The sequence below is a fragment of the Microcoleus sp. PH2017_35_SFW_U_B genome, from assembly GCF_020737865.1.
Classification (GTDB): domain Bacteria; phylum Cyanobacteriota; class Cyanobacteriia; order Cyanobacteriales; family Microcoleaceae; genus Microcoleus.
The window spans coordinates 14528-36344 of the sequence record NZ_JAEQDE010000019.1; the positions used below are offsets into that span (position 1 = coordinate 14528).

12 protein-coding genes are annotated in these 21817 nt (G+C 45.3%); 10 read left to right on the forward strand and 2 right to left on the reverse strand.

What is annotated here, in order from left to right:
• Window positions 1-500 precede the first annotated feature (500 nt).
• The gene (locus JGK36_RS00210; RefSeq protein WP_293174945.1) at window positions 501-3323 is read left to right on the forward strand and encodes a PAS domain S-box protein; all 2823 of its coding nucleotides are present in this window, start codon (window positions 501-503) and stop codon (window positions 3321-3323) included.
• 120 nt (window positions 3324-3443) lie between these two features.
• Window positions 3444-3779 (forward strand): hypothetical protein, encoded by a 336-nt coding sequence (locus JGK36_RS00215; RefSeq protein WP_293200743.1) that lies wholly within the window; start codon window positions 3444-3446, stop codon window positions 3777-3779.
• A gap of 4 nt (window positions 3780-3783) precedes the next feature.
• Here JGK36_RS00215 and JGK36_RS00220 read toward each other — a convergent pair whose 3' ends face one another.
• Both JGK36_RS00220 and JGK36_RS00225 read right to left on the reverse strand, forming a co-directional pair.
• The gene (locus JGK36_RS00220) at window positions 3784-4020 is read right to left on the reverse strand and encodes a hypothetical protein (protein WP_293174939.1); all 237 of its coding nucleotides are present in this window, start codon (window positions 4018-4020) and stop codon (window positions 3784-3786) included.
• Between the two features lie 539 nt (window positions 4021-4559).
• A complete protein-coding gene (locus tag JGK36_RS00225) occupies window positions 4560-4754 on the reverse strand; it encodes a hypothetical protein (protein ID WP_293155487.1) in 195 nt (64 codons plus the stop codon).
• A gap of 382 nt (window positions 4755-5136) precedes the next feature.
• On the opposite strand from JGK36_RS00225, the gene JGK36_RS00230 reads away from it, so the two are divergent.
• From JGK36_RS00230 to JGK36_RS00265, 8 genes are all read left to right on the forward strand, one after another.
• Window positions 5137-5481 (forward strand): STAS domain-containing protein, encoded by a 345-nt coding sequence (locus JGK36_RS00230; RefSeq protein ID WP_293174936.1) that lies wholly within the window; start codon window positions 5137-5139, stop codon window positions 5479-5481.
• A gap of 155 nt (window positions 5482-5636) precedes the next feature.
• Entirely contained in the window at window positions 5637-8450 is a 2814-nt protein-coding gene (locus tag JGK36_RS00235; RefSeq protein WP_293174933.1) for a TIGR03960 family B12-binding radical SAM protein, read from the forward strand.
• A gap of 228 nt (window positions 8451-8678) precedes the next feature.
• Complete coding sequence (locus JGK36_RS00240) at window positions 8679-8828, forward strand: hypothetical protein (protein ID WP_293174930.1); 150 nt, start codon at window positions 8679-8681, stop codon at window positions 8826-8828.
• Between the two features lie 1097 nt (window positions 8829-9925).
• Window positions 9926-12259, forward strand: coding sequence for an Rne/Rng family ribonuclease (locus JGK36_RS00245; protein ID WP_293174927.1), 2334 nt, complete (start codon window positions 9926-9928; stop codon window positions 12257-12259).
• Between the two features lie 2 nt (window positions 12260-12261).
• Window positions 12262-13017 carry a ribonuclease HII gene (locus JGK36_RS00250; RefSeq protein WP_293174924.1) on the forward strand — a complete coding sequence of 252 codons (756 nt, stop codon included), beginning with the start codon at window positions 12262-12264 and terminating at the stop codon, window positions 13015-13017.
• 186 nt (window positions 13018-13203) lie between these two features.
• The gene (locus JGK36_RS00255; protein WP_293195752.1) at window positions 13204-19293 is read left to right on the forward strand and encodes a trifunctional serine/threonine-protein kinase/ATP-binding protein/sensor histidine kinase; all 6090 of its coding nucleotides are present in this window, start codon (window positions 13204-13206) and stop codon (window positions 19291-19293) included.
• Window positions 19294-19418: 125 nt separating this feature from the next.
• A complete protein-coding gene (locus tag JGK36_RS00260) occupies window positions 19419-19814 on the forward strand; it encodes a response regulator (protein WP_293155470.1) in 396 nt (131 codons plus the stop codon).
• A 40-nt stretch (window positions 19815-19854) separates the two neighbouring features.
• Window positions 19855-21624 carry an adenylate/guanylate cyclase domain-containing protein gene (locus tag JGK36_RS00265; RefSeq protein ID WP_293174918.1) on the forward strand — a complete coding sequence of 590 codons (1770 nt, stop codon included), beginning with the start codon at window positions 19855-19857 and terminating at the stop codon, window positions 21622-21624.
• Window positions 21625-21817 lie beyond the last annotated feature (193 nt).

Below are 21817 nucleotides of genomic sequence, written 5' to 3' on the forward strand. Positions count from 1 at the left end.
ATTTAAATTGTCTGTTGTGGTCAAAAAACAATTTTTTGAAGAAACTGAGTTTATGAATTAAAGCGAGTTTGCAAAGATCTATCTTGGGATAGATGAGTATGTTTCAGGCAGTTGCTATAAAACAGTGCGGGCCTTAGGTGGGTCAAAAACCCGGTTTCTGGGTTAAGGTCGATCGCTCAAAGGATTTGAAATTTGAGATTTGAGATGGGTCATGACTTATTCTGTATGGGTTTGCAGCTTGGCTAAAGTTGCATTGTTTTTTTAAACAGGTATCACAGATTTTGGGTAGAAATCGGGTTCTTCTGTGTTCAGAACTCAGAAAGATAGTTGTTTTGCGATCGCAACTCAGAATGCAGTCGCTTTCCTGGCGCAGAGGTTCCAACAGTAAGCTGAGCATTTTTTTATCTTTTCTTTAGAATGGCGATGGAAATTAGGTAAATAATGGAAGTATTCAAGGATTTTTGATTGCATTTTTCTGTAAAATATATTAAGGAATTTTTGTGAAAACGCTCAATATCCTCTTGGTAGAGGACAGTCCCCTAGATGCCGAGCTGATTGAGGCATATCTCATGGATGGCGGTCTAGACTTTTCTTTGCTGTGCGTGGAAACTCGGGAAGATTTTGCCGTAGCGCTGGAAAAACACTGTGTTGATATTATTTTGGCAGACTATATGCTGCCTTGTTTTAACGGGATAGCAGCGCTGGAAATGGCCCGCGCTACTTGTCCGGGAGTGCCGTTTATTTTTGTGTCGGCTACTTTGGGTGAGGAAGTGGCAATTGAGACTTTGAAAAGCGGGGCTACAGACTATGTTCTCAAACGGCGTTTGACGCGGTTGGTGCCGTCGATCGAGCGGGCCCTGCGGGAAGTTAAAGAACGGCTCGATCGCAAAGCAGCTCAAGCACAGCGCCAAGAAAGCGAAGCCAGGTTTCGGATGATGGCAGATACCGCGCCGGTGATGATTTGGATGTCGGATATCGATCGACTTGGCGATTACTTTAACAAAGTTTGGTTGGAGTTTACCGGTAAAACTTTGGCGCAAGAAATCGGCATCGGTTGGATGGAAAGCTTGCATCCTGACGACTTGCCAAAATATATGGATGTTTACCGGAGAGCCTTCGACGCCCGCAGCGAGTACCGGATCGAGTACCGCTTGAGGCGCTATGACGGGGAGTACCGCTGGGTTGTGAGTACAGGGGTACCCCTGTACAGACCCGATCGCACTTTTGCCGGTTACATCGGTTCTTGCATCGATATTAGCGATCGCCAACAGGCAGAACAAGAACGTGTTATGGCTTTGTCCCGGGAACAAGCAGCTCGCAAACAAGCAGAACAAACAGCTCAAGCGCTACTATCGGCAAACGCTCGAATTACTAACATTCTCGAAAGCATTACCGACGCTTTTGTCGCCTTCGATTCAAACTGGAAATTCACCTATATTAACCACAAAGGTCAAGAGATTTTTGGCAACTTACAAGCAGAACTGATCGGGAAAAATATTTGGGAAATATATCCCTGGGCCGTGGATTTACCGTCTTACAAAATCGCCACCAAAGCATTAGCAGACAAGGTAACAGTCGAATATGAAGAATTCGTGCCGTTATGGAATAAGTGGTTGAAAGTGCGTTTTTATCCTTCCGATTCTGGTTGCTCGGCTTACATCCAAGATGTGAGCGATCGCAAGCAATCAGAAGCAGCACTCAAAGCTAGTCAAGAAAAGCTGAGAATGTTGGCAGAATCTAACTTGATCGGAATTCTCTTCGGCGATGTTGACGGCGGTATCAGTGAGGCTAACGACGAATTTTTGCGCCTCGTTGGCTACACGCGGGAACAGTTGCAGCGCGGGGAACTCCGCTGGATTGACATTACACCGCCGGAGTACCTACCGCTGGACGAAATCGGCATCGCAGAGGCAAAGGCCGAGGGCGTTTGCAGTCCCTACGAAAAGGAATACATTCGGCCTGATGGCAGCCGGATTCCGGTGTTGGTGGGGTATATTTTGTTGGGGGAAAAGCGGCAAGAATCAGTGGCTTTTATTCTCGATTTGACGGTTCGCAAGGAGTTGGAAAAAGAACTGCACGATCGAGCTGAAGAATTGGCGCGGGCGAACCGGATTAAAGATGAGTTTCTGGGAACTTTGTCCCACGAATTGCGGACGCCGTTGAATGCGATGCTGGGATGGGCGCAACTGCTGCGCCACCGCAAGTTTGATGAAAAAACGACTGTTAAGGCTCTGGAAACGATCGACCGCAATACGCGATCGCTCGGGACGCTAATTGAGGATTTGTTAGACGTGTCGCAGATTATGACTGGCCAACTGTCGCTGAATTTGCGGTGGGTAGATTTGATTTCGACTGTTGAAGGTGCGATCGATACTCTCGCTCCGGCGATTGGGGCAAAAAATATTGAAATTGTGACGGATTTCGACCAAACTGCGGGGCGGATGTTTGGCGATTCCGGCCGCTTGCAGCAGGTGGCGTGGAATTTGCTGTCGAATGCGATTAAGTTTACTCCTGACGGAGGACAGGTGAGGGTGGCGCTGCACAAGGTGGAGAGGACGAGTATGCCCGGACAATCCGCCTGTTGTGAAAATTTGTCACCGCCTAGTGTGGAAATTGAAGTCAGCGACACGGGACAAGGGATTCCAGGAGAGTTTTTGCCGCACGTTTTTGAGCGTTTCAGCCAAGCTGATACCTCTACAACGCGATCGTACAACGGATTGGGTCTAGGTTTGGCTCTCGTGCGCCATTTTGTGGAAATGCACGGGGGAACAGTGCAAGTAGAATCGGCTGGCCAAGGACAAGGAGCGAGCTTTTTCGTGAGATTGCCAATTAAACAGCAAGAGGGCGACAGCGGATTTTCTGTTACCGGGGCTGGGGAGTTTGTGGTTCGAGAAACCCCGGCCAGATCCCCTATAGATCCGTCTTTTGTTAGCAGCAACCTTTCGGGAGTGCGGGTGTTGGTGGTTGATGGCGACGGGGATTCCTTGGATTTTGCGCGTACAGTGCTCGAAGATTGCGGAGCTGAGGTGGAGACTGCTGTCTCGGGAATGGAAGCCTTGGAAGCGATTTCTAGGCTGAATCCGGATGTGTTGGCGATCGATCTCGGCATACAAACCGCTGAAGGAGAGGCTCTGCTGCCGCAAGTGCGAGAGCAAATGGGGGACAGGGAAATTCCGGCGGTGGCTTTCACAGCTTACGGTAGGCTGGAGGAACGGGTGCGGGCGCTGCGACAGGGTTTTCAAATTCACCTACCCAAGCCTCTCGATCCTGCTGAGTTGGTGGCGGTGGTGGCAAGTTTGGTGTCGCGGGCGATCGATTTTTGATGGGAGCATCTCAGTTTTGCATCTGTAGTGCTGTCCCCGCTCGCGTGCTGATATAGCACGCGAGCGGGGACGCTCGCACTGTAAAAAAAATGTTTTTTGCAAAAATGAGATGCTCCCTTTTTGATTGACTCGGCAAGGATGGAAATCCTCACGACTAATCAATTTTCTTGGATAGGAGCGATCGCAAATTCATTATATAACGACCAATTACCAATTACCAATTACCAATTACCAATTACCAATTACCAATTACCAATTACCAATTACCAATTCCCAATTACCAATTACCAATTACCAATTACCAATTACCAATTCCCAATTACCAATTACCAATTACCAATTACCAATTACCAATTACCAATTACCAATTACCAATTACCAATTACCAATTACCAATTACCAATTACTACCAATTACCAATTACCAATTACCAATTACCAATTACCCAACCGTTAATCGCTCAATCCCCTTCGGCAATTTGCTTTAAAACCCACTTGTTTATGCCTTCAGGGGAAATAACATAGCGATAGTAAGTAGAGCCTCGAATAATTACTTGGATTTTTTTCGGACTGATTTTTTCGCTCTCAATAGTTAGGCATCCGTGGCCTGTTTCTTGCCAAGTCTGCATCAGCAAGGTCTCGATTTTGGCAAATAGACTGTTGATTGAAGTTTCCGTGCTATCTGGTTCTCTTGACATATTACATAAGTTGAGATACAAGTTGACAGACTCTCTCGCCACTAGGACGCGAGCCTCTCTATTTGAGCTATCGGCGCAACTTGTTCTTTTTTATGCAAATCCCGTATACTTTTTACAAAACTTTACACAACTGGCGATCGCGCCTGATTATATATATTCCGGTAAAATAACCGTTATCACTTTCGATCGTTCGGACTGAACTCCTCTCTTGTTTGATGAGGACTTCAGTCTGAAAGATCGAACAAATTTAATTGCGATCGTTCCAAACCGGTTTTCCACCTCAGCTAGGTAACAGTAATCATTAATAAATTACTATTACACCTCATTTGTCAAGCCCCAAAAGTTATATATTTAATTGAAGTAAAAGTATTTTTTTGATAGTGAGGTGAACAAACCATCGCCTCAAATATCAAGCTCATCAACTGGGTGCGAGCTTTTAAAAGTACCGTGCCGGGGTAAATGCTTCTGAGACTCCCGTCTTTCCCACCGTGCAAGGATTTTTTTTCAATCTGTGATTTTTCCGCGCTCTCCGGTTCCAACTATCTACTAGATACCAATTGCACCCGGCCAGCATCCATTTCATCCATTAATAACTCTAAAGCCTCATAATCAATATCCGAGATGTAGCCCAAACGGGTGAGCTCGTTGTTGATTTCGTTTTCAATGTCAGGCGTCAACTGCTTAATGTAGAGGGCTTTTTCTACAAGTTGACGAATAGCATGAGTTGCTTGCATAGTATATCGGAGAACTCCGTACAGTATTATTGTCATCTTAACAGTCGATGGAGTGAGTGATCCAAATCAGAACTAACCAGTGATTTCAATTACATTGCTCAGTTTAACCTAACAGCTAGGATAAGGTCGATCGCAATCTTTACGATTGCCAACACTAAACCTCGTCGCACAAATAAAAAATAGTATAGTAGCTTACCTTTACTCCGTAAATCTTGCACAAACTTTTATAAAAAAGACTAAATAAATAAAGATTCAGTAAACTACTCAAAACTACCGATCGGTTTTCCTCAGGTAGGGTTACGCTCGTAGGTGTCAAGTAGGTTTAGGCTTACCTCCGTCCAGTACGGTAGTTGAAAATACGTAGCAACCATAGGTTTGATATATGCAGACACTTCTTGCCCATAAACCACTTAGGGTGATTCGACCCCTAGACCACCTAAATGCAGCCACAGCCGGAGAATTCACAGAGCAACTAACCACAACAATTTCAGCCCCTGGAGTAGTAGCGGTACTCGTAGATGTTGGCGCAGTAACATTTATTGACAGCGCGGGTTTGATGGCATTGATTTCCGGCCTCAAGCAGGCGAAAAAAATGGGACGCAGGTTTAGTCTGTGTTCAGTTACCGCCGGAATTAGAATGATTCTGGAACTCAGCCAACTCGATCGAGTTTTTGAGATATTTGAAAATGTCGAAAGCTTTGAAGCAGCAAACTCTTGTCTTGTGTAAACAAGCACTTCTAGAATCTACTCACCAGTGAAAACAAGTAAGCAAACACAGCAACTTGAGTTAAAGGGCTCCAAAGAGATAGGACTGCCGTTGGCGTATTGGCAGATTTTAAGGTAGGCTGCTTAAGAGTCGCAAATATGAGAGCGAGTCGAGCCGTGGCAGTAAAAATCGAAGAATTACTTACAGCAGAAATCAATCAGCCTGCTCGTTATCTAGGAAACGAGTTGGGGGCTGTACGCAAGCCTTGGGATGGGGCGTCTGTACGCTGGGTGCTCACATATCCAGAAGTGTATGAAGTTGGTGCTTCCAATCTGGGACACATCATCCTTTACAATATTTTGAATGCCTTGCCGAGACAGTTGTGCGATCGAGCTTATTTGCCCGCACCAGACTTAGCAGCAAAACTGCGATCCTCTCCGAGGGCTGCGCTAACGACCAAAACTCCCCTGTTTGCTGTAGAATCCAGGCGATCGCTCACAGAATTTGATATTCTCGGCTTCAGCCTCAGCTACGAACTCGGAGCAACAAACATTCTGGAAATGCTGGATTTAGCCGGCATTCCCCTAACTTGGAAAGAAAGAGCGACAAATGCCCAAAATGGCGGCGATTTGCCGCTAATTTTTGCTGGCGGACAAACCGCAACCTCCAATCCCGAACCCTACGCTGACTTTTTTGACTTCATCGCTTTGGGAGATGGAGAAGAATTGCTGCCAGAAATTGGCTTGATTTTGGCAGAAGGCAAAACTAATAATTTGAGCCGAGAAGCACTATTGCTGGATTTAGCGCAAATTCCCGGCGTTTACGTGCCCCAATTCTACGATATGGCGGCAGATGGTTCTGTTCATCCCAACCGCCCGCAAGTCCCAGAAAAAATTCTGCGCCGCGTAGCAACTCCCATACCAGCTTATTCGATCGGGCTAGTACCCTACGTCGAAACAGTACACGACAGACTGACAGTCGAAATTCGCCGGGGATGCACCCGCGGCTGTCGCTTCTGTCAGCCGGGAATGCTGACTCGCCCCGCCCGCGATGTGGAACCGCAGCAAGTCGTAGAGGCGATAGAAGAAGGAATGAAAGCCACCGGGCACAGCGAGTTTTCCCTGCTTTCCCTGAGTTGTTCCGACTATCTAGCACTTCCGGCTGTGGGGATGGAAATCAAAAACCGCCTCAAAGACAAAAATATCTCTCTGTCTTTACCCAGTCAGCGGGTTGACAGATTTGACGATAATATTGCCGACATTCTCGGCGGCACGCGACAAAGCGGTTTGACTTTTGCCCCGGAAGCCGGCACGCAGCGGATGCGCGACATCGTTAACAAAGGTTTGACAAACGAAGAATTGTTGCGGGGTGTCAAAACTGCGGTCGATCGCGGTTGGGATAAAATCAAGCTGTATTTTATGATCGGTTTGCCCGGAGAAACCGATTTTGATGTTCTGGGAATCGCCGAAACAGTCCGCTGGCTGCAAAGGGAATGCAGGCTTAATGGCAGGCGGCCACTGAATTTTAACTTGACAATTTCTAATTTTACGCCTAAGCCTCACACTCCTTTTCAGTGGCATTCGGTTTCTACTGCCGAGTTTTCACGCAAGCAAAAATTGCTGAAGGGTGAATTCAAAGCGATGAGAAATATCAAGGTGAATTATACCGATGTGCGGATTTCGGCAATGGAGGATTTTGTCGGTAGGGGCGATCGACGTTTGGGTGCTGTAGTCCGCCGGGCTTGGGAACTGGGCGCCGGTATGGATGCTTGGTGGGAAAACTTGGATACAGCATACAAGGCTTGGACAAGGGCGATCGATGAATCCGGCCTTACCTGGAAATACCGTCAAGTTGAAAGCGGCGAATGGAATCTTTTTCAGAAGGAAGAGGAGAAGGAAGAAGGAAGTTCGGCAACGGATTCTGTAACGGATGTAACGGATGTAACGGATGTAAGTCGTCCGAGGGAAGTCGTCCGAGGGAAGTCGGAAGATTTTCCCGCATCTCCCCCTCTCCCCCTCTCTCCCTCCCCCCCTCTCCCCCTCTTTCTCGATCGACCTTTACCTTGGGATCACTTAGACACGGGAATCGATAAAAACTGGCTGAAACTTGACTTGCAAAAGGCTTTAGAAGCAGCGACGGTTCCCGATTGTTCCTTTGAAGGGTGTTCCCGCTGCGGGGTTTGCGGCACAGATTTCGGACACAATGTGGTTGTAGATGCCCTGCCAATTCCAGATTTTGCTGGGGAATTTGTACCGAATACAGAACGGAAACAGCGTTTTCGGGTTTGGTTTGGGAAGGTGGGCGATATGGCTTTGGTTGGTCATTTGGATTTGCTGCGATTGTTCGATCGAGTTGTCCGCCGGGCCGATTTACCGATTTCGTTTACTGGCGGCTTCCACCCAAATCCTCGGATTTCTGTGGCAAATGCTCTGCCTCTGGGCGTTACCAGCACTGGGGAAATTGCTGATTTTGAACTCACTGAGTCGATCGATCTTGAGATTTTTCGAGCAAAATTGGCGGCGGCTCTGCCGGAAAATATCCCGATTTACAAGGTTGAGTCGATCGACCTCAAAGCTCCTTCTGCCAGTCAATTGTTAGAAGCAGCGGAGTACGTAATTACTGTGGCTGCAACAGGCTTGTTGACGGAAAATGGCGAATCTGACCAGGATAATTCTACTGCTGTCTCCGTCGCAGATACTGCCAATTGGGAAGCTTGGGTGAAGGCGATCGCCGAAACAGAGGCTTTTTGGCGGGTGCACACTACTAAGTCGGGAAAGACTCGCGATGTCAATTTGCGCGATCGGCTGCACAAACTAGAACTTGTGCAGCAATCCGAAGGTACAGCCGTCTTGCGCTATACCGGCAGTTGTCGCAGCGACGGCAACCTGCTCAAGCCCGAACACCTTGTTTTCATGCTCGAACAAGTCAGCCAGCAGGAAATTCAGCTTTTGCAGGTTCAGCGCAGTCAGCTAATCTTGGGTTATGGTTAAAATAGGGAAGCTGTGGTGAAATATTTCACCTTCGGCTCTCGATCGGGATGTGTCGTGTCAAGCTATAATTGCTTGTTATGGAAGCCGCAGCGGCTTGAGCGCTTTTGTCGCTCGTCGCTAAGAGCCAACCAGCAACGCGGGCTGGGTGCAAATTGCTTCTGTTCAAGACTTCAAGCCTTTTTGTACATTCACGGGCTAAATCTAGCGCTAAACCCGCAGGAGCGGAGCATGAACCAAATTGATCGATTAATTTCGATCGATCGAGTGGTTGTCGATCGTCGGCTTAGTCAAAAATCTCATGGTTCAAGCCGAGCCAGCGGGTATTCAACAATAGATGTTTTTGACCTCGATCGAAAACGGATACAAGCCCGGACTTAATTCGTGGAGATCCCAAAATTTTAGACCAAGGTTCAAGTTCCCAGATTCATCTGCGCTTGTAAATCTAAAATCTAAAATTATTCAATCTAAAATCGACTGACAAGGTTTTAGGGTTGGCAGGGGCGGAAGTTCCAGTCGAATGCCAAGAATAGAGTCTGTTGAGTGTGATCGCGCAAGAATTCAATAAAAGTCCTTACGCTTTCACCAGAAAACGAGCCCGGCGTGCCCCTGGCTTTAGACACGGGGAGGAAGTCGGTAGCGGTTTCAACCGCCTTCAATATTCCTTTACACAAGTGATTGGAGTCTTATTCTATAATTGAGTTAGCAAGTAAAACAACCATCTACGTGTTGAAACACTCTAGTATCGGAGAAATCCCGGCACAGTGAGCCACCACACTCCTCAAGGAGTAGTAAGCCTGTATAACTGACAAGTAATGGCAGAGTGTGAAGCGTACCTATCTGGCGTTGTGATGGTCTATGAAAACAAGCACAATTTCAAAGTAAGCGCAATTGCAACATCTTTTATAAAGGTAGTTGTTTTGAGCGTCTAGAGGTGATTTGATAGCACCTTTGAGAGTTTTCGGATTCATTCAAGAATCCCCGTGGCTTAAGCCCTGGGGAGTATCAATCCTACTTACTTTCGCTCAAAACCAGCCCTCAACCACCACGCAAGCGGAGTTATCAGTTCGTAATGTTCAGTTGTGTGTTCAGTTGTGTGTTAAGAAATTGGTGAGAGTGGCGCTGAATTTATTCGCTGAGTTCAAAGGAAGAGTTGCAACTGTTGAATTTTGAAGTATTGAGGAAAGCAATTCTCAACTTAAAACTCAATATTGCTAACTCGATAAAAGCCTCCTTATTTCTATCTCTCAGATTTATCTGCTGAGCATAACTCATAACTCTCGATCGGTCGGGTTTAACTACTTTTTTATCTGTAACAGTGAAGAGTTAACAGTTAACAGTGAAGAGTTAAATTTCCTTCAACCCTGCACCAACTGACAGCTAATAACTCTTTAAGCTACTACTAATTACAGTTAAAGTCAGAGGCACTTTTCAGCGTTAGTGTCTCTAACTTGCTGACAGTTTTTTGAGGAAATTGAATGACAAAGCAGATAGTTATAGCAGAGCAGCATCGCATTGCTGCCGTCTTTTCAGAAGATCAAATCCAAGAACTCGTGGTAGCCACAGGCAGCCATCAAGTCAGTGACATTTACTTGGGAATTGTCGAAAATGTACTTCCTGGGATAGATGCGGCCTTCGTCAATATTGGCGACCCAGAACGCAACGGGTTCATGCACGTCACAGACCTCGGCCCACTGCGGCTCAAGCGATCGGCAGGAGCAATTACAGAACTCCTCACCCCCCAGCAAAAAGTGCTGGTACAGGTGATGAAAGAACCGACGGGCAGCAAAGGCCCCCGGCTGACAGGCAACATTACCCTGCCCGGGCGTTATTTGGTACTGATGCCCTACGGCAGGGGAGTCAATCTGTCCCGGAGAATCAAGTCGGAAGCCGAGCGCAACCGCCTCAGAGCCCTGGCTATTTTGGTGAAACCGGCCGGGATGGGGCTGCTGGTAAGAACCGAAGCCGAAGGCATGACCGAAGAAGCCATCATGGAAGATTTGGAAGTGCTGCAAAAGCAGTGGGAAGCTGTTCAACTTGAAGGCGGTTCTACCCGGGCGCCGGCACTGCTCAACCGCGATGACGATTTTATCCAGCGGGTATTGCGGGATATGTTCAGCGGTGACGTGAACCGGATTGTCGTGGACTCGCAAAATGGGATTAAGCGGGTGAAGCAGCAGTTGATGAGCTGGAACGGCGGTAAACTTCCTGCGGGAGTTTTGATCGACCACCACCGAGAGCGCGCCTCGATTTTAGAATTTTTCCGCGTCAACGCTGCGATTCGAGAAGCTCTCAGACCAAGGGTAGATTTACCTTCTGGCGGTTATGTGATTATCGAGCCGACAGAAGCGCTGACGGTAATTGATGTCAACTCTGGCTCGTTTACTCGATCGGCAACGGCTCGCGAAACTGTACTCTGGACAAATTGCGAAGCAGCCACGGAAATTGCTAGACAACTACGACTTCGCAATATTGCCGGAGTGATTATTGTTGACTTTATCGACATGGAATCCCGCCGCGATCAGTTGCAGGTGCTGGAACATTTCAATAAAGCTCTCAAAGCTGACAAATCTCGACCCCAAATAGCTCAACTGTCCGAATTAGGACTGGTAGAACTCACCCGCAAACGCCAAGGTCAAAATATTTACGAGTTATTCGGCCACAGTTGCCCTACTTGCAGTGGGTTGGGTCATCTGGTACAACTCCCGGGCGAAGAGGACTTCGGCGCAGCGGTGCGGGAAGCAGCCGATCGCACTGTGACTTCCTCCAACCGGGTGATGTTGAACTTGCCAGAAGGATTGGAACGCCGCAGCTTGGCGCCTGTAGCTGCTGCAACTGCTGCACCAGTGCGAGAAGAACGTTCCCCCGAACTCGCTCGGGCTGCTTGGGAACCTCAGAGCGAAAGTTTGGATTTTGTTGAGACTGGCGGCAACGCCTCAGCTTTGGACTTGCTCAACCATCCCAGCTATCAGGATTTGGGCAACGGAACCAGACGGCGGCGGCGCCGCCGGATTGGTGAAGAGCCTTTTGCCGTCGTCCCGGTGGAAGAGGAACCGGTACGTAGCAAGTTGCGGCTGCCGAATACTTCGAGTGCGCCCGTCGCAGATACCCGCTCTGAGTATCTGGTGGTGACTCCCCCCGGCATCCGGGCAGCTTCTGAGGGCTTCGGGCTAGTGAATATGGCAACTGTTGGCAGGCGCGAGGAATTCGATCGCGTGCGGCCAACTAAGTCTGAGCTGCTGAAGCCGATGGTGGAGCCTCCGGAGGTGATTTCGGTGGAAATGACGCCAGAAGAGCAGGATGTTTATGCTCTGATGGGGGTTTCTCCTTTGGTGCTAACGGATCGCAGCGTCAAAAATCCTAAAAATGCGATCGTTTCGGTGACACTCCCCGGAGCTGGGCCGAATAAGCCGCCTTTTGAGCAGCTCGAATTTGAATTTGAAGCGCCTGCGCCAGCACCCCATGTTGAGGAACAAAATTATTATTCAGAAATGTCGGTTGCCCTGCCGGTATTTGCTGAGGATGACGATGACGATGATGCTGATGATGAGGCTGAAATTTACGGCGCAAGTTCGATCGACGAAATCGATGATTTTGAGCCGATGGAGGAAGCCGACGATGTGATGGCTTTCTCGAATCAGCCGAATAAGCTATATGAGTCGATCGAATCCTATGAGCCGATCGAATCCTATGAGCCGATCGAATCCTATGAGCCGATCGAATCCCACGAGGCGATCGAATCGAGCGAACCCGAGGAACCTGCGATCAACCGCCGCCGCCGTCGCCGCTCCTCTGCTGTTTTGGATGAGTGATTATGAAGGAAGAAGGAAAAGGGAAGAAGGAAGAAGGAACAAAGAAGAAGGAAGAGGGAAGAAGGAAGAAGGAACAAAGAAAAAGGAACAAAGAAGAAGTAGAAATTTTTACTCTCTTCCCATCTTTCCATCTCCCAATCTCCCCCTCTCCCTCTCCCCCTCTCCCCCTTTCCCCCTCCCCCTCTTTCCCTCGGATAATTGCAGGTGTAGATGAAGTAGGAAGAGGAGCTTTGTTCGGGCCAGTGGTGGCAGCCGCCTGCATTTTGCCCGACGAAGTTCTCGAAGAATTAGTAAGTTGCGGAGTGCGCGACAGCAAACAGTTGAGTGCCGCAGCCCGGAGTCGGTTAGCAGTCAAAATCAGGGCTGTGGCGGTTGACTGTCAAATTGGTGTGGCTTCGGTGCGGGAGATCGATCGCCTGAATATTTTGCAGGCTTCTTTGTTGGCAATGAAACGGGCGATTTTGAAATTAAATGTCGCCCCAGATTTGTGTTTGGTTGACGGCAATCAAAGAATACCCAATTTGTCGATCGACCAAGAGACGATGATTAAAGGTGATTCGCGATCGATTCAGATTGCCGCTGCTAGTATTGTCGCCAAAGTTTGGCGCGACGAATTAATCCTGCGGATGGCCGTCAAGTATCCTGAATATGACTTGACAAACAACAAAGGATATGGTACTGCTAAACATAAGTTAGCTTTGGAACGTTGTGGTGTGTCTGTCTTTCACCGGGTGTCATTTAGTCCCTGTCGAAAATAGTTAAATAGCACTAAAAAACCTAATTAATTTCAGCCAGAGCATCTAAAATTTGAACAGCCAAGAATTTTGGATTAATTGTTCTGGGCGCATAAACTCTACTCTGTAAGATGTGCAATATGCACCTTACCGCTTTATCATTTTCAGCCTCCGATAGCATCTACAGAATATTGATTTAACCTCTTCACCATGACTGATAATATGTTAAAAATTCCCGGCTATCACCTCACCGAGCAAATCTATAATGGCTCTAGAACCCAGGTTTATCGAGGAGTTTCTGAGTCAAACCAAAAAGTAATTATCAAACTGTTATGGAGTGAATATCCCACTTTTAGCGAACTCATACAGTTTCGGAATCAGTACACGATCACCAAAAATCTTGACCTTCCGGGAATTCTCAAACCCATTGCACTCTTAAACTATCAGAATGCTTTTGCTCTGATTACCGAGGATATTGGAGGTATTTCCCTCGCTGAGTATACTGTTAATTCAGAGCAATTGGAGAATATCAAATCCAGTAAATCTGACATTTCCTCCCTCCAGAGTTCGCCTCTACCGCTAAATGAATTTTTGCCGATCGCAATTCAGATTGTCAAAACCATAGAAGGACTATATCACAACCGAATTATTCACAAAGACATCAAGCCCCAGAATATCATCATTAACCCGGAAACTAAAGAAGTTAAATTAATTGACTTCAGCATTTCCTCACTTCTACCCAGAGAAAACCAGGAAATCCAAAATCCAAACGTCTTAGAAGGAACCCTAGCTTATATGTCCCCAGAACAAACGGGACGCATGAATCGGGGTATCGACTACCGTACCGACTTTTACTCGTTGGGAGTTACATTTTACCAAATACTAACAGGGAAATTGCCCTTTGACTCTAACGATCCAATGGAGTTAGTCCACTGTCATATTGCCAGAATGCCAACTGAGCCAATCAATCTGGTTCCAGCTATCTCAGTGATGGTGAATAATATCATCATGAAACTGATGGCAAAAACTCCAGAATCACGCTATCAAAGTGCTGCTGGGCTGCGCTACGACTTAGAAAAATGCTCGCAGCAATGGCAAGAAAATGGGACTATTAGCGAGTTTGTATTGGCAAATCGGGATATTTGCGATCGCTTCGTCATTCCCGAAAAACTCTACGGTAGAGAAACTGAAGTTAAAGCCCTATTAGCAGCCTTCGATCGCATCAGCGAAGGCAATATCGAAATCATGTTAGTAGCGGGATTTTCCGGCATTGGAAAAACCGCCGTTGTCAATGAAGTTCACAAACCCATTGTCCGCCAACGGGGTTACTTCATCAAAGGAAAATTCGATCAATTTAAGCGGGATATTCCCTTCTCTTCCTGGGTGCAGGCATTCCAGAATTTAATCAGACAATTACTCACCGAAAGTGCTGGCGAGGTGCAGAAATGGCGAGTCAAGATATTAGGGGTTTTGGGTGAAAACAGTCAAGTTATTATCGATGTCATCCCAGAATTAGAACACCTAATTGGTAAGCAGCCAGAAGTCCTCAAACTAGAAGGAGTCGCAGCTCAAAATCGTTTTAATTTGCTATTTGGCAAGTTTATCCGAGTATTCGCCACCAAAGAACATCCTTTAGTAATTTTCTTGGATGATTTGCAGTGGGCAGACTCAGCTTCTTTGAAATTGATGCAATTGTTGATGAGCGAAACAGATACCCGCTATCTGTTGTTAATGGGAGCATATCGAGACAACGAAGTATTTCCGGCTCACCCGCTAATGTTGACATTGGGTGAGATTAGGAAAGTAGAGGCTAATTCGTCAGCATCTTCTCTAGAAAAGCAGGATATCGATCCACCCGTCCTGAAAGTCAATCAAATTACCTTAGCACCTCTCAACCTAACTTCCCTAAATTGCCTAATTGCGGATACTTTTTCTTGTCCAATAGAAAGAGCAATGCCTTTGACGGAATTGATTTTTGCCAAAACCAAAGGCAATCCCTTTTTTGCAACTAAATTTCTGCAATTTTTGCACAGCGATGGATTTATATCATTTGATTTCACCCCCGGGGCAAGGGGGGGGTGGCAGTGCGACATTGCCAAATTGAGGGCGCTTTCTTGGACTGATGATGTCGTCGAGTTTATGGCAATTCAGTTGCAGAAATTGCCTGAAAATACTCAGCAAGCTTTAAAACTTGCAGCTTGTGTAGGTAATCAATTTGACTTAGCAACGCTAGCAATTGTCTCCAAAAAATCCGAGTCGGAAACAGCAGCCGATTTGTGGCTAGCACTGCAAGAAGGATTAATTATTCCCACCAGTGAAGTATATAAATTTTTTCAGAAATCTGAATCAATTGAAATTCTTCAAGGATCGGAGTTATCGGTTCCCTACAGATTTTTGCACGATCGAGTGCAGCAAGCGGCATATTCTCTGATTCCCGAATCCCAGAAACAGTCCACCCACCTCGAAATCGGACAATTGTTGTTGAGGAATACGCCAGAAGCAGAACAAGAAGAGAAGATTTTTGATATTGTCAACCAATTAAATATCGGGGTGGAGTTAATTACCGATCGAATCAAACGAGATGAGCTTGCTCAATTAAATTTAATAGCTGGACGTAAAGCTAAATCTTCCACGGCTTACGCGGCTGCTGAAAAATATTTAACTTTAGGCATAGAACTCCTGGATGTTGAGTGTTGGCAGAATCATTACAACCTGAGTTTAGCACTTTACGAAGAAGCCACAGAGGCGATGTATCTGAATGGTGATTTTGAGCAAATGGAGCCATTGGCAGAAATAGTCCTGGAAAAGGCAAATACGCTCTTAGATCAAATCAAAACTTATCAAGTTAAAATTCAAGCTTTGAAAGCGCAGAACCAACTCAAACAATCTTTGAATTTTGGGTTAGACATTCTCAAACTCTTGGGGATAGATCTACCTAAAGATCCAGAACTGACAGAAATTCCCTTGGCTTTTGAAAAGACGCAATTGGCTTTACAAGAAAAACCGATTCATGACTTAATTGATTTACCTGACATGAGTGACCCGCAAAAACTGGCAGCAACTCAGATGCTGTTACAACTCTGTCCTTCTGCTTACATGGTCACTCCAGTTTTGCTACCTCTCATTACTTTTAAACAAATTCAATTAGCCCTTAAATATGGTAATGCACCAACTCATACTCATGCCTATGCTAATTATGGACTCATTCTCTGCGGAGTCATGGGGGAGTTAGAATCGGGCTATCAATTTGGACAACTTGCACTAAATCTACTCGAAAAACTCGATACTAAGCCTTTCAAATCTATGACGCTGTTTGTAGAAGCTTGCTTTATCAAGCATTGGAAACAGCATATTACAGAGACCTTAAAACCTTTTCTAGCTTCTTACTTTAGCGGTTTAGAGACAGGAGATTTAGAACACGCTTGCTATTCTGCCCACAGGTATTGCTACCATTTATTCTTTAGTGGATCGGTCGAGCTATCAAGCGTGAAACTAGAGATGGAAACTTACGGTGATGCGATCGACAAGATGAATCAGGATAGCATTCTTCAATTGCATCAAATTTACCATCAAGTTGTATTAAACTTACTGGAAAGGACGGATAATCCTTGCTTTTTAATCGGTTCAGCTTGTGATGAAGCAAAAATGTTACCGATTCATATTGCCAATAATTACAGAATAGCGTGTTACTATTTTTTCTTAAATAAGTTAATCCTTTGTTATCTTTTTTGTGACTACCACCAAGCCATTGAGCATTCTGCCGGAGCAGAAGAGTATTTAGATGCAGGAGTAGCTTCGATATTAGTACCGATTTTTTATACCTATGATTCTCTGTCTAAGTTGGCGGTGTATCCCGATCGAGAGATTTCGGAACAACAACAAATCCTCGAAACTGTAATCGCCAATCAGGAGAAAATGCAAAAATGGGCGAATCATGCCCCGATGAATTATCTACATAAATTTTATCTAGTAGAGGCAGAACGGCATCGAGTTTTAGAGGAAAAATTAGAGGCGATCGAATTGTACGATCGCGCCATTTCCCTCGCCAAAGAAAACGGTTATCTCAACGAAGAAGCACTAGCCCAGGAACTCGCGGCTAAATTCTATCTCGCTTGGGGTAAAGATAAAGTTGGCACAGTTTACTTAACCGACGCCTACTACGCTTATGCGCGTTGGGGTGCAAAGGCAAAGGTTGAGGATCTAGAAAAACGGTATCCCCAATTGCTCGCCCCAATCCTGAACCAGAAAAAGAGCATTCATACAGACGAAACAATTGTGCTAATGAAGTCTGGAACTATCTCATCCACGAGTTCCAGTGTTTCAGAAATCCTGGACTTCGGGACAATCATGAAAGCATCTCAAACACTTTCAGGAGAAATTCAGCTTGACAAATTGCTGTCAATTTTAATGCAAGTAGTGATGGAAAATGCCGGAGCAGAAACAGGCAATTTTATTTTGCAAAAAGCAGGTAATTTAGTAATTGAAGCTACCGGAATTAGCGGTGTTGCAGAAATAAAAGTTCTGGAGTCAATTCCTATTGAAACTAGCGATAAGTTACCTCGAAGCGTCATCAACTATGTTTTTAGGACTCAAGAATATGTCATTTTTAACGACTTGTTCGAGGAAATCAACCAACCAGAATCTCCCATTAAAAATATTAACGATCCATACATAAGTCAGCACAAACCAAAATCAGTATTGTGTTTGCCTATTCAACATCAAGGAAAGGCGATCGGTATCCTTTACCTAGAAAATAACCTGACAGTGGGTGCATTTACTCTCGATCGATTAGCAGTTCTACAATTATTGTCTTCTCAAGCTGCCATCTCGATCGAAAATGCCCAACTCTATGCCAATTTAGAAGCAAAAGTAGAAGAACGCACCCAAGAACTCCAGCAGTCAGAAGCTCGTTTTCGACAACTTTACGAGCAATCCGCCGATGCAATTTTGCTTTTAGATGGAGATGTTTTTATCGACTGCAACCCCGCCACGGTCAAAATGATGCGTTGCAATGACAAAAAACAGCTTCTTTCCTTGCCGCCGGCTCAACTTTCTCCGGAGATTCAACCAGACGGTAGAAACTCTTTTGAAAAAGCCCAGGAAATCACAGCCATTGCTTTTTCGCGAGGTAGCTATCGCTTTGAATGGATGCACCGGCGCAGCGACGGAGAAGACTTTTGGGTGGAAGTATTGCTGACTGTAATTCCTGTAGATGGTAAGGAAATTCTGCATACGGTGTGGCGAGAAATTGGCGATCGCAAGCAGGCTGAAGCAGCTTTGTACCAGAAAAATCAAGAACTAAGCGATACTCTCCAACAGCTCGAAACCACCCAAGAAGAGCTGATTCAATCAGAAAAAATGGCAGCTTTAGGACAACTTGTGGCGGGAGTTGCTCACGAAGTTAACACACCCTTGGGTGCAATTCGTTCTTCAGCGGGAAATGTGTCTAAGTTCTTGGATCAAACTCTGGAACATTTGCCAGCACTTTTTCAATCTTTCTCTCCAGAAGAAGGGCAAAAATTCTCAGAATTACTTCAGCGATCTCTCCAACAAGAATCAATACTATCAACCAAAGAAGAACGCAAATTGAAGAGAGCTTTAAGAAGCGAACTGCAAGAATTAGAGATTGAGAATGCCGATATTGTTGCAGATCTATTAGTTGTGATGGGGATCTACGATCGTATCGAAACTTGTCTCCTGCTACTCCAAAAACCGGATAGTTTGCACATCCTAGGAACCGCCTACAAACTGTCTGAATTAAAAAGAGGCATCGCTACTATCAATACAGCTACAGATCGAGCATCAAAAGTTGTGTTTGCCTTAAAAACCTATGCCCGTTACGAACAGGCAGGCACTAAGACAACAGCCAGCATTGCTGAAGGGATCGAAACCATCTTAACTCTCTATCAAAATTTACTCAAACAAGGAGTTGAGGTAGTCAGAAACTATACCGAAATACCGCCGATACTATGCTATCCAGATGAACTAAATCAAGTGTGGACAAATCTCGTTCACAATGCTTTGCAAGCAATGGATAATCGTGGCACATTAACTATTGGATTGACGGAGCAATCCGATCAGGTAAAGATTAGCGTTACTGACAGTGGCAAAGGCATCCCTGAAGAGATCGAGGCGAAAATATTCGAGCCATTTTTTACTACTAAACCCGCAGGAGAAGGCAGCGGATTGGGACTGGACATTGTGAAGAAGATTGTGGAAAAACATCAAGGAAGGATTGAGGTAGAATCAATTCCAGGTGAAACTACATTTAATGTTTTTCTGCCGAACGTTAGAGTATAATTATGAAATGTACCAATATCAGGACTGAAGCATAAGCTGGTTTGCAAGACTATTAGTAGCGGTAAGGTGTGCAGTTCCCACCCTACCAACAGAGTTATATCGCTAATCATAGAGGATAAAAAATAATGTCTAAGCCAGTTATTTTGTGTGTTGATGATGAGAGAATTGTGTTAAATAGTCTGAGGACGCAACTGTCAAGAGCATTCGGTAGTGATTACCTCTATGAAGGAGCGGAAGATGCGGATGAAGCTCTAGAGTTAATCGAAGAACTTAATGAGGAAGATATAAGTATTATTTTGATTATTTCTGATTGGCTAATGCCGGGAATTAAAGGAGATGAGCTGCTGATTCGGATTCACAAAAAATTCCCCAAAGTTATTAAAATTATGCTAACTGGTCAAGCTGACGAAGCAGCGATTAACCGAGCTAAGAACGAAGCGAATCTCCATTGCTGTTTGTCTAAACCTTGGTCGGAAGCCGAACTGTTGGAAACGATTAAATCTGGTTTAGCGCAACTATAGCCGAGTTGTTGAAAACTATTAAATCCGGTCGGTCTCAATTATGGCTCTACAAGTAATTGTCTGTGTTGATGATGAGAAAACTGTACTCCGAAGTCTGAAAGCAGAACTTCAAGAGGCAATCAGTAATGATTATATCATCGAAATTGCTGAAGGTGGGGAAGAAGCATTAGAATTAATCATGGAATTGCTAGACGATGGCTATGAAGTCCCGTTAATTATTTCCGACCATATTATGCCTGAAATGAATGGAGATGAGCTGTTAAGGCGAGTTCATATCATTTCACCCAAAACTCTGAAAATCATGCTCACAGGACAAGCAGATATTGAAGCGGTAGGAAATGCTATCAAAAATGCAAATTTATATCGTTATATCGCCAAGCCCTGGCAGCAAGAAGACCTGAGTTTGACGGTAAAAGAAGCTGTCAATAGTTACCATCAAAACAAACTGTTGGCGGAACAAAATGCCCAACTCCAGCAAATGAATAGCGAGTTGGCAAAGTTAAACTTTGACCAAGCATTACTGATTGCCCAACTCAATGAAAACGAAAATCGCTTGACACAGTTTTTGGAAGCAATGCCAATTGGTGTGGGGGTGCTGGATGCTGAGGGCAAAGTTTACTATATCAATCATAAAGCCAAAGAGATATTTGGTAAGGGAGTGGTGCCGGATATAAATTCAGAACAATTGTCAGAGGTTTATCAAACTTATCGAGCAGGCACCGATCGAGAATATCCTCCTGAAGACTTGCCAGTTGTGCGGGCGTTGAGAGGAGAAAATGCCGCTGCTGACGATGTAGAAGTCCACAACGGCGACAAAATTATTCCCTTAGAAATTTCGGCAACTCCTATCTACGATCGCACCGGAAAAATTACTTATGCTATTAATACCATTCTAGATATTACCGATCGCAAAAAAGCTGAAGCCGAGCGCAAAAATCTGATTACAGAACTTTTTCAAGTTAATAGTAATCTGGAACTGGCGCTAGATACAGAAGTAAAAATCACTGAGGCGACAAGTCGCTTTGTACCAAATCAGTTTTTATCTTTTTTGGGATATGACAGTATTGTTGATGTTAAATTGGGAGATGCGGTAGAGTTGGAAATGTCGATTTTGTTTTCTGACATTCGCGATTTCACAACGATTTCGGAACAGATGACACCGCAAGATAATTTTAAATTTATAAATTCATATTTGAGTTATATGGAACCGCTGATTGTGGAAAATCATGGGTTTATTGATAAATATATTGGCGATGCAATTATGGCTTTGTTTAGCGAGGGCGCTGACAATGCTGTGAAAGCGGGGATTGAGATGCTGCATACTCTTGCTGAATACAATCAATATCGCGTTTCTATGGGCGATGTGCCGATCCAGATTGGGGTGGGAATTAATACTGGTTCTTTGATGCTGGGTACTGTTGGCGGACGCAATCGGATGGACGGTACTGTGATTGGCGATGCGGTTAATTTGGCTGCTCGGATTGAAAGTTTGACGAAGAATTACGAGGTGCCGCTGTTAATTACTCAGCAGACTGTCGATGGCTTGAGAAATCCTGCTGATTATGGGATTCGCGTGATTGATAAGGTTCAGGTTAAGGGGAAGTCTGCATGGGTTACTGTTTATGAGGTTTTTGATGCAGATTTGCCGTTCGTTAAAGCGGGGAAGTTGGCTACTTTGCCAGTGTTTACTGAGGCTTTGTCTTTGTACAATATCTATAATTTTACTGAAGCGGCGGGGTTATTTGCTGATTGTTTGCGGCAAAATCCGGGGGATAGGGTGGCTCGAATTTATTTGGCTAGGTGTCAGTAGTTAGTTGACAGTTGACAGTTGACAGTTGACAGTTGACAGTTGGCAGTTGTTATTTGTTATTTTTGAATATCTCGCAATAATCAATAACTAATAACGTTCGCGAGCGGGGACGCTCGCACTAATAGCGTTCGCGAGCGGGGACGCTCGCACTAATAGCGTTCGCGAGCGGGGACGCTCGCACTAATAGCGTTCG

Excerpts from the sequence above, each read along its gene's own strand:
- JGK36_RS00225 (WP_293155487.1), bottom strand. The coding sequence starts at position 4,754 with ATGCAAGCAACTCATGCTATTCGTCAACTTGTAGAAAAAGCCCTCTAC.
- JGK36_RS00240 (WP_293174930.1), top strand. The coding sequence starts at position 8,679 with ATGAACCAAATTGATCGATTAATTTCGATCGATCGAGTGGTTGTCGAT.
- JGK36_RS00250 (WP_293174924.1), top strand. The coding sequence starts at position 12,262 with ATGAAGGAAGAAGGAAAAGGGAAGAAGGAAGAAGGAACAAAGAAGAAG.
- JGK36_RS00255 (WP_293195752.1), top strand. The coding sequence starts at position 13,204 with ATGACTGATAATATGTTAAAAATTCCCGGCTATCACCTCACCGAGCAA.
- JGK36_RS00245 (WP_293174927.1), top strand. The coding sequence starts at position 9,926 with ATGACAAAGCAGATAGTTATAGCAGAGCAGCATCGCATTGCTGCCGTC.
- JGK36_RS00220 (WP_293174939.1), bottom strand. The coding sequence starts at position 4,020 with ATGTCAAGAGAACCAGATAGCACGGAAACTTCAATCAACAGTCTATTT.
- JGK36_RS00230 (WP_293174936.1), top strand. The coding sequence starts at position 5,137 with ATGCAGACACTTCTTGCCCATAAACCACTTAGGGTGATTCGACCCCTA.
- JGK36_RS00260 (WP_293155470.1), top strand. The coding sequence starts at position 19,419 with ATGTCTAAGCCAGTTATTTTGTGTGTTGATGATGAGAGAATTGTGTTA.
- JGK36_RS00265 (WP_293174918.1), top strand. The coding sequence starts at position 19,855 with ATGGCTCTACAAGTAATTGTCTGTGTTGATGATGAGAAAACTGTACTC.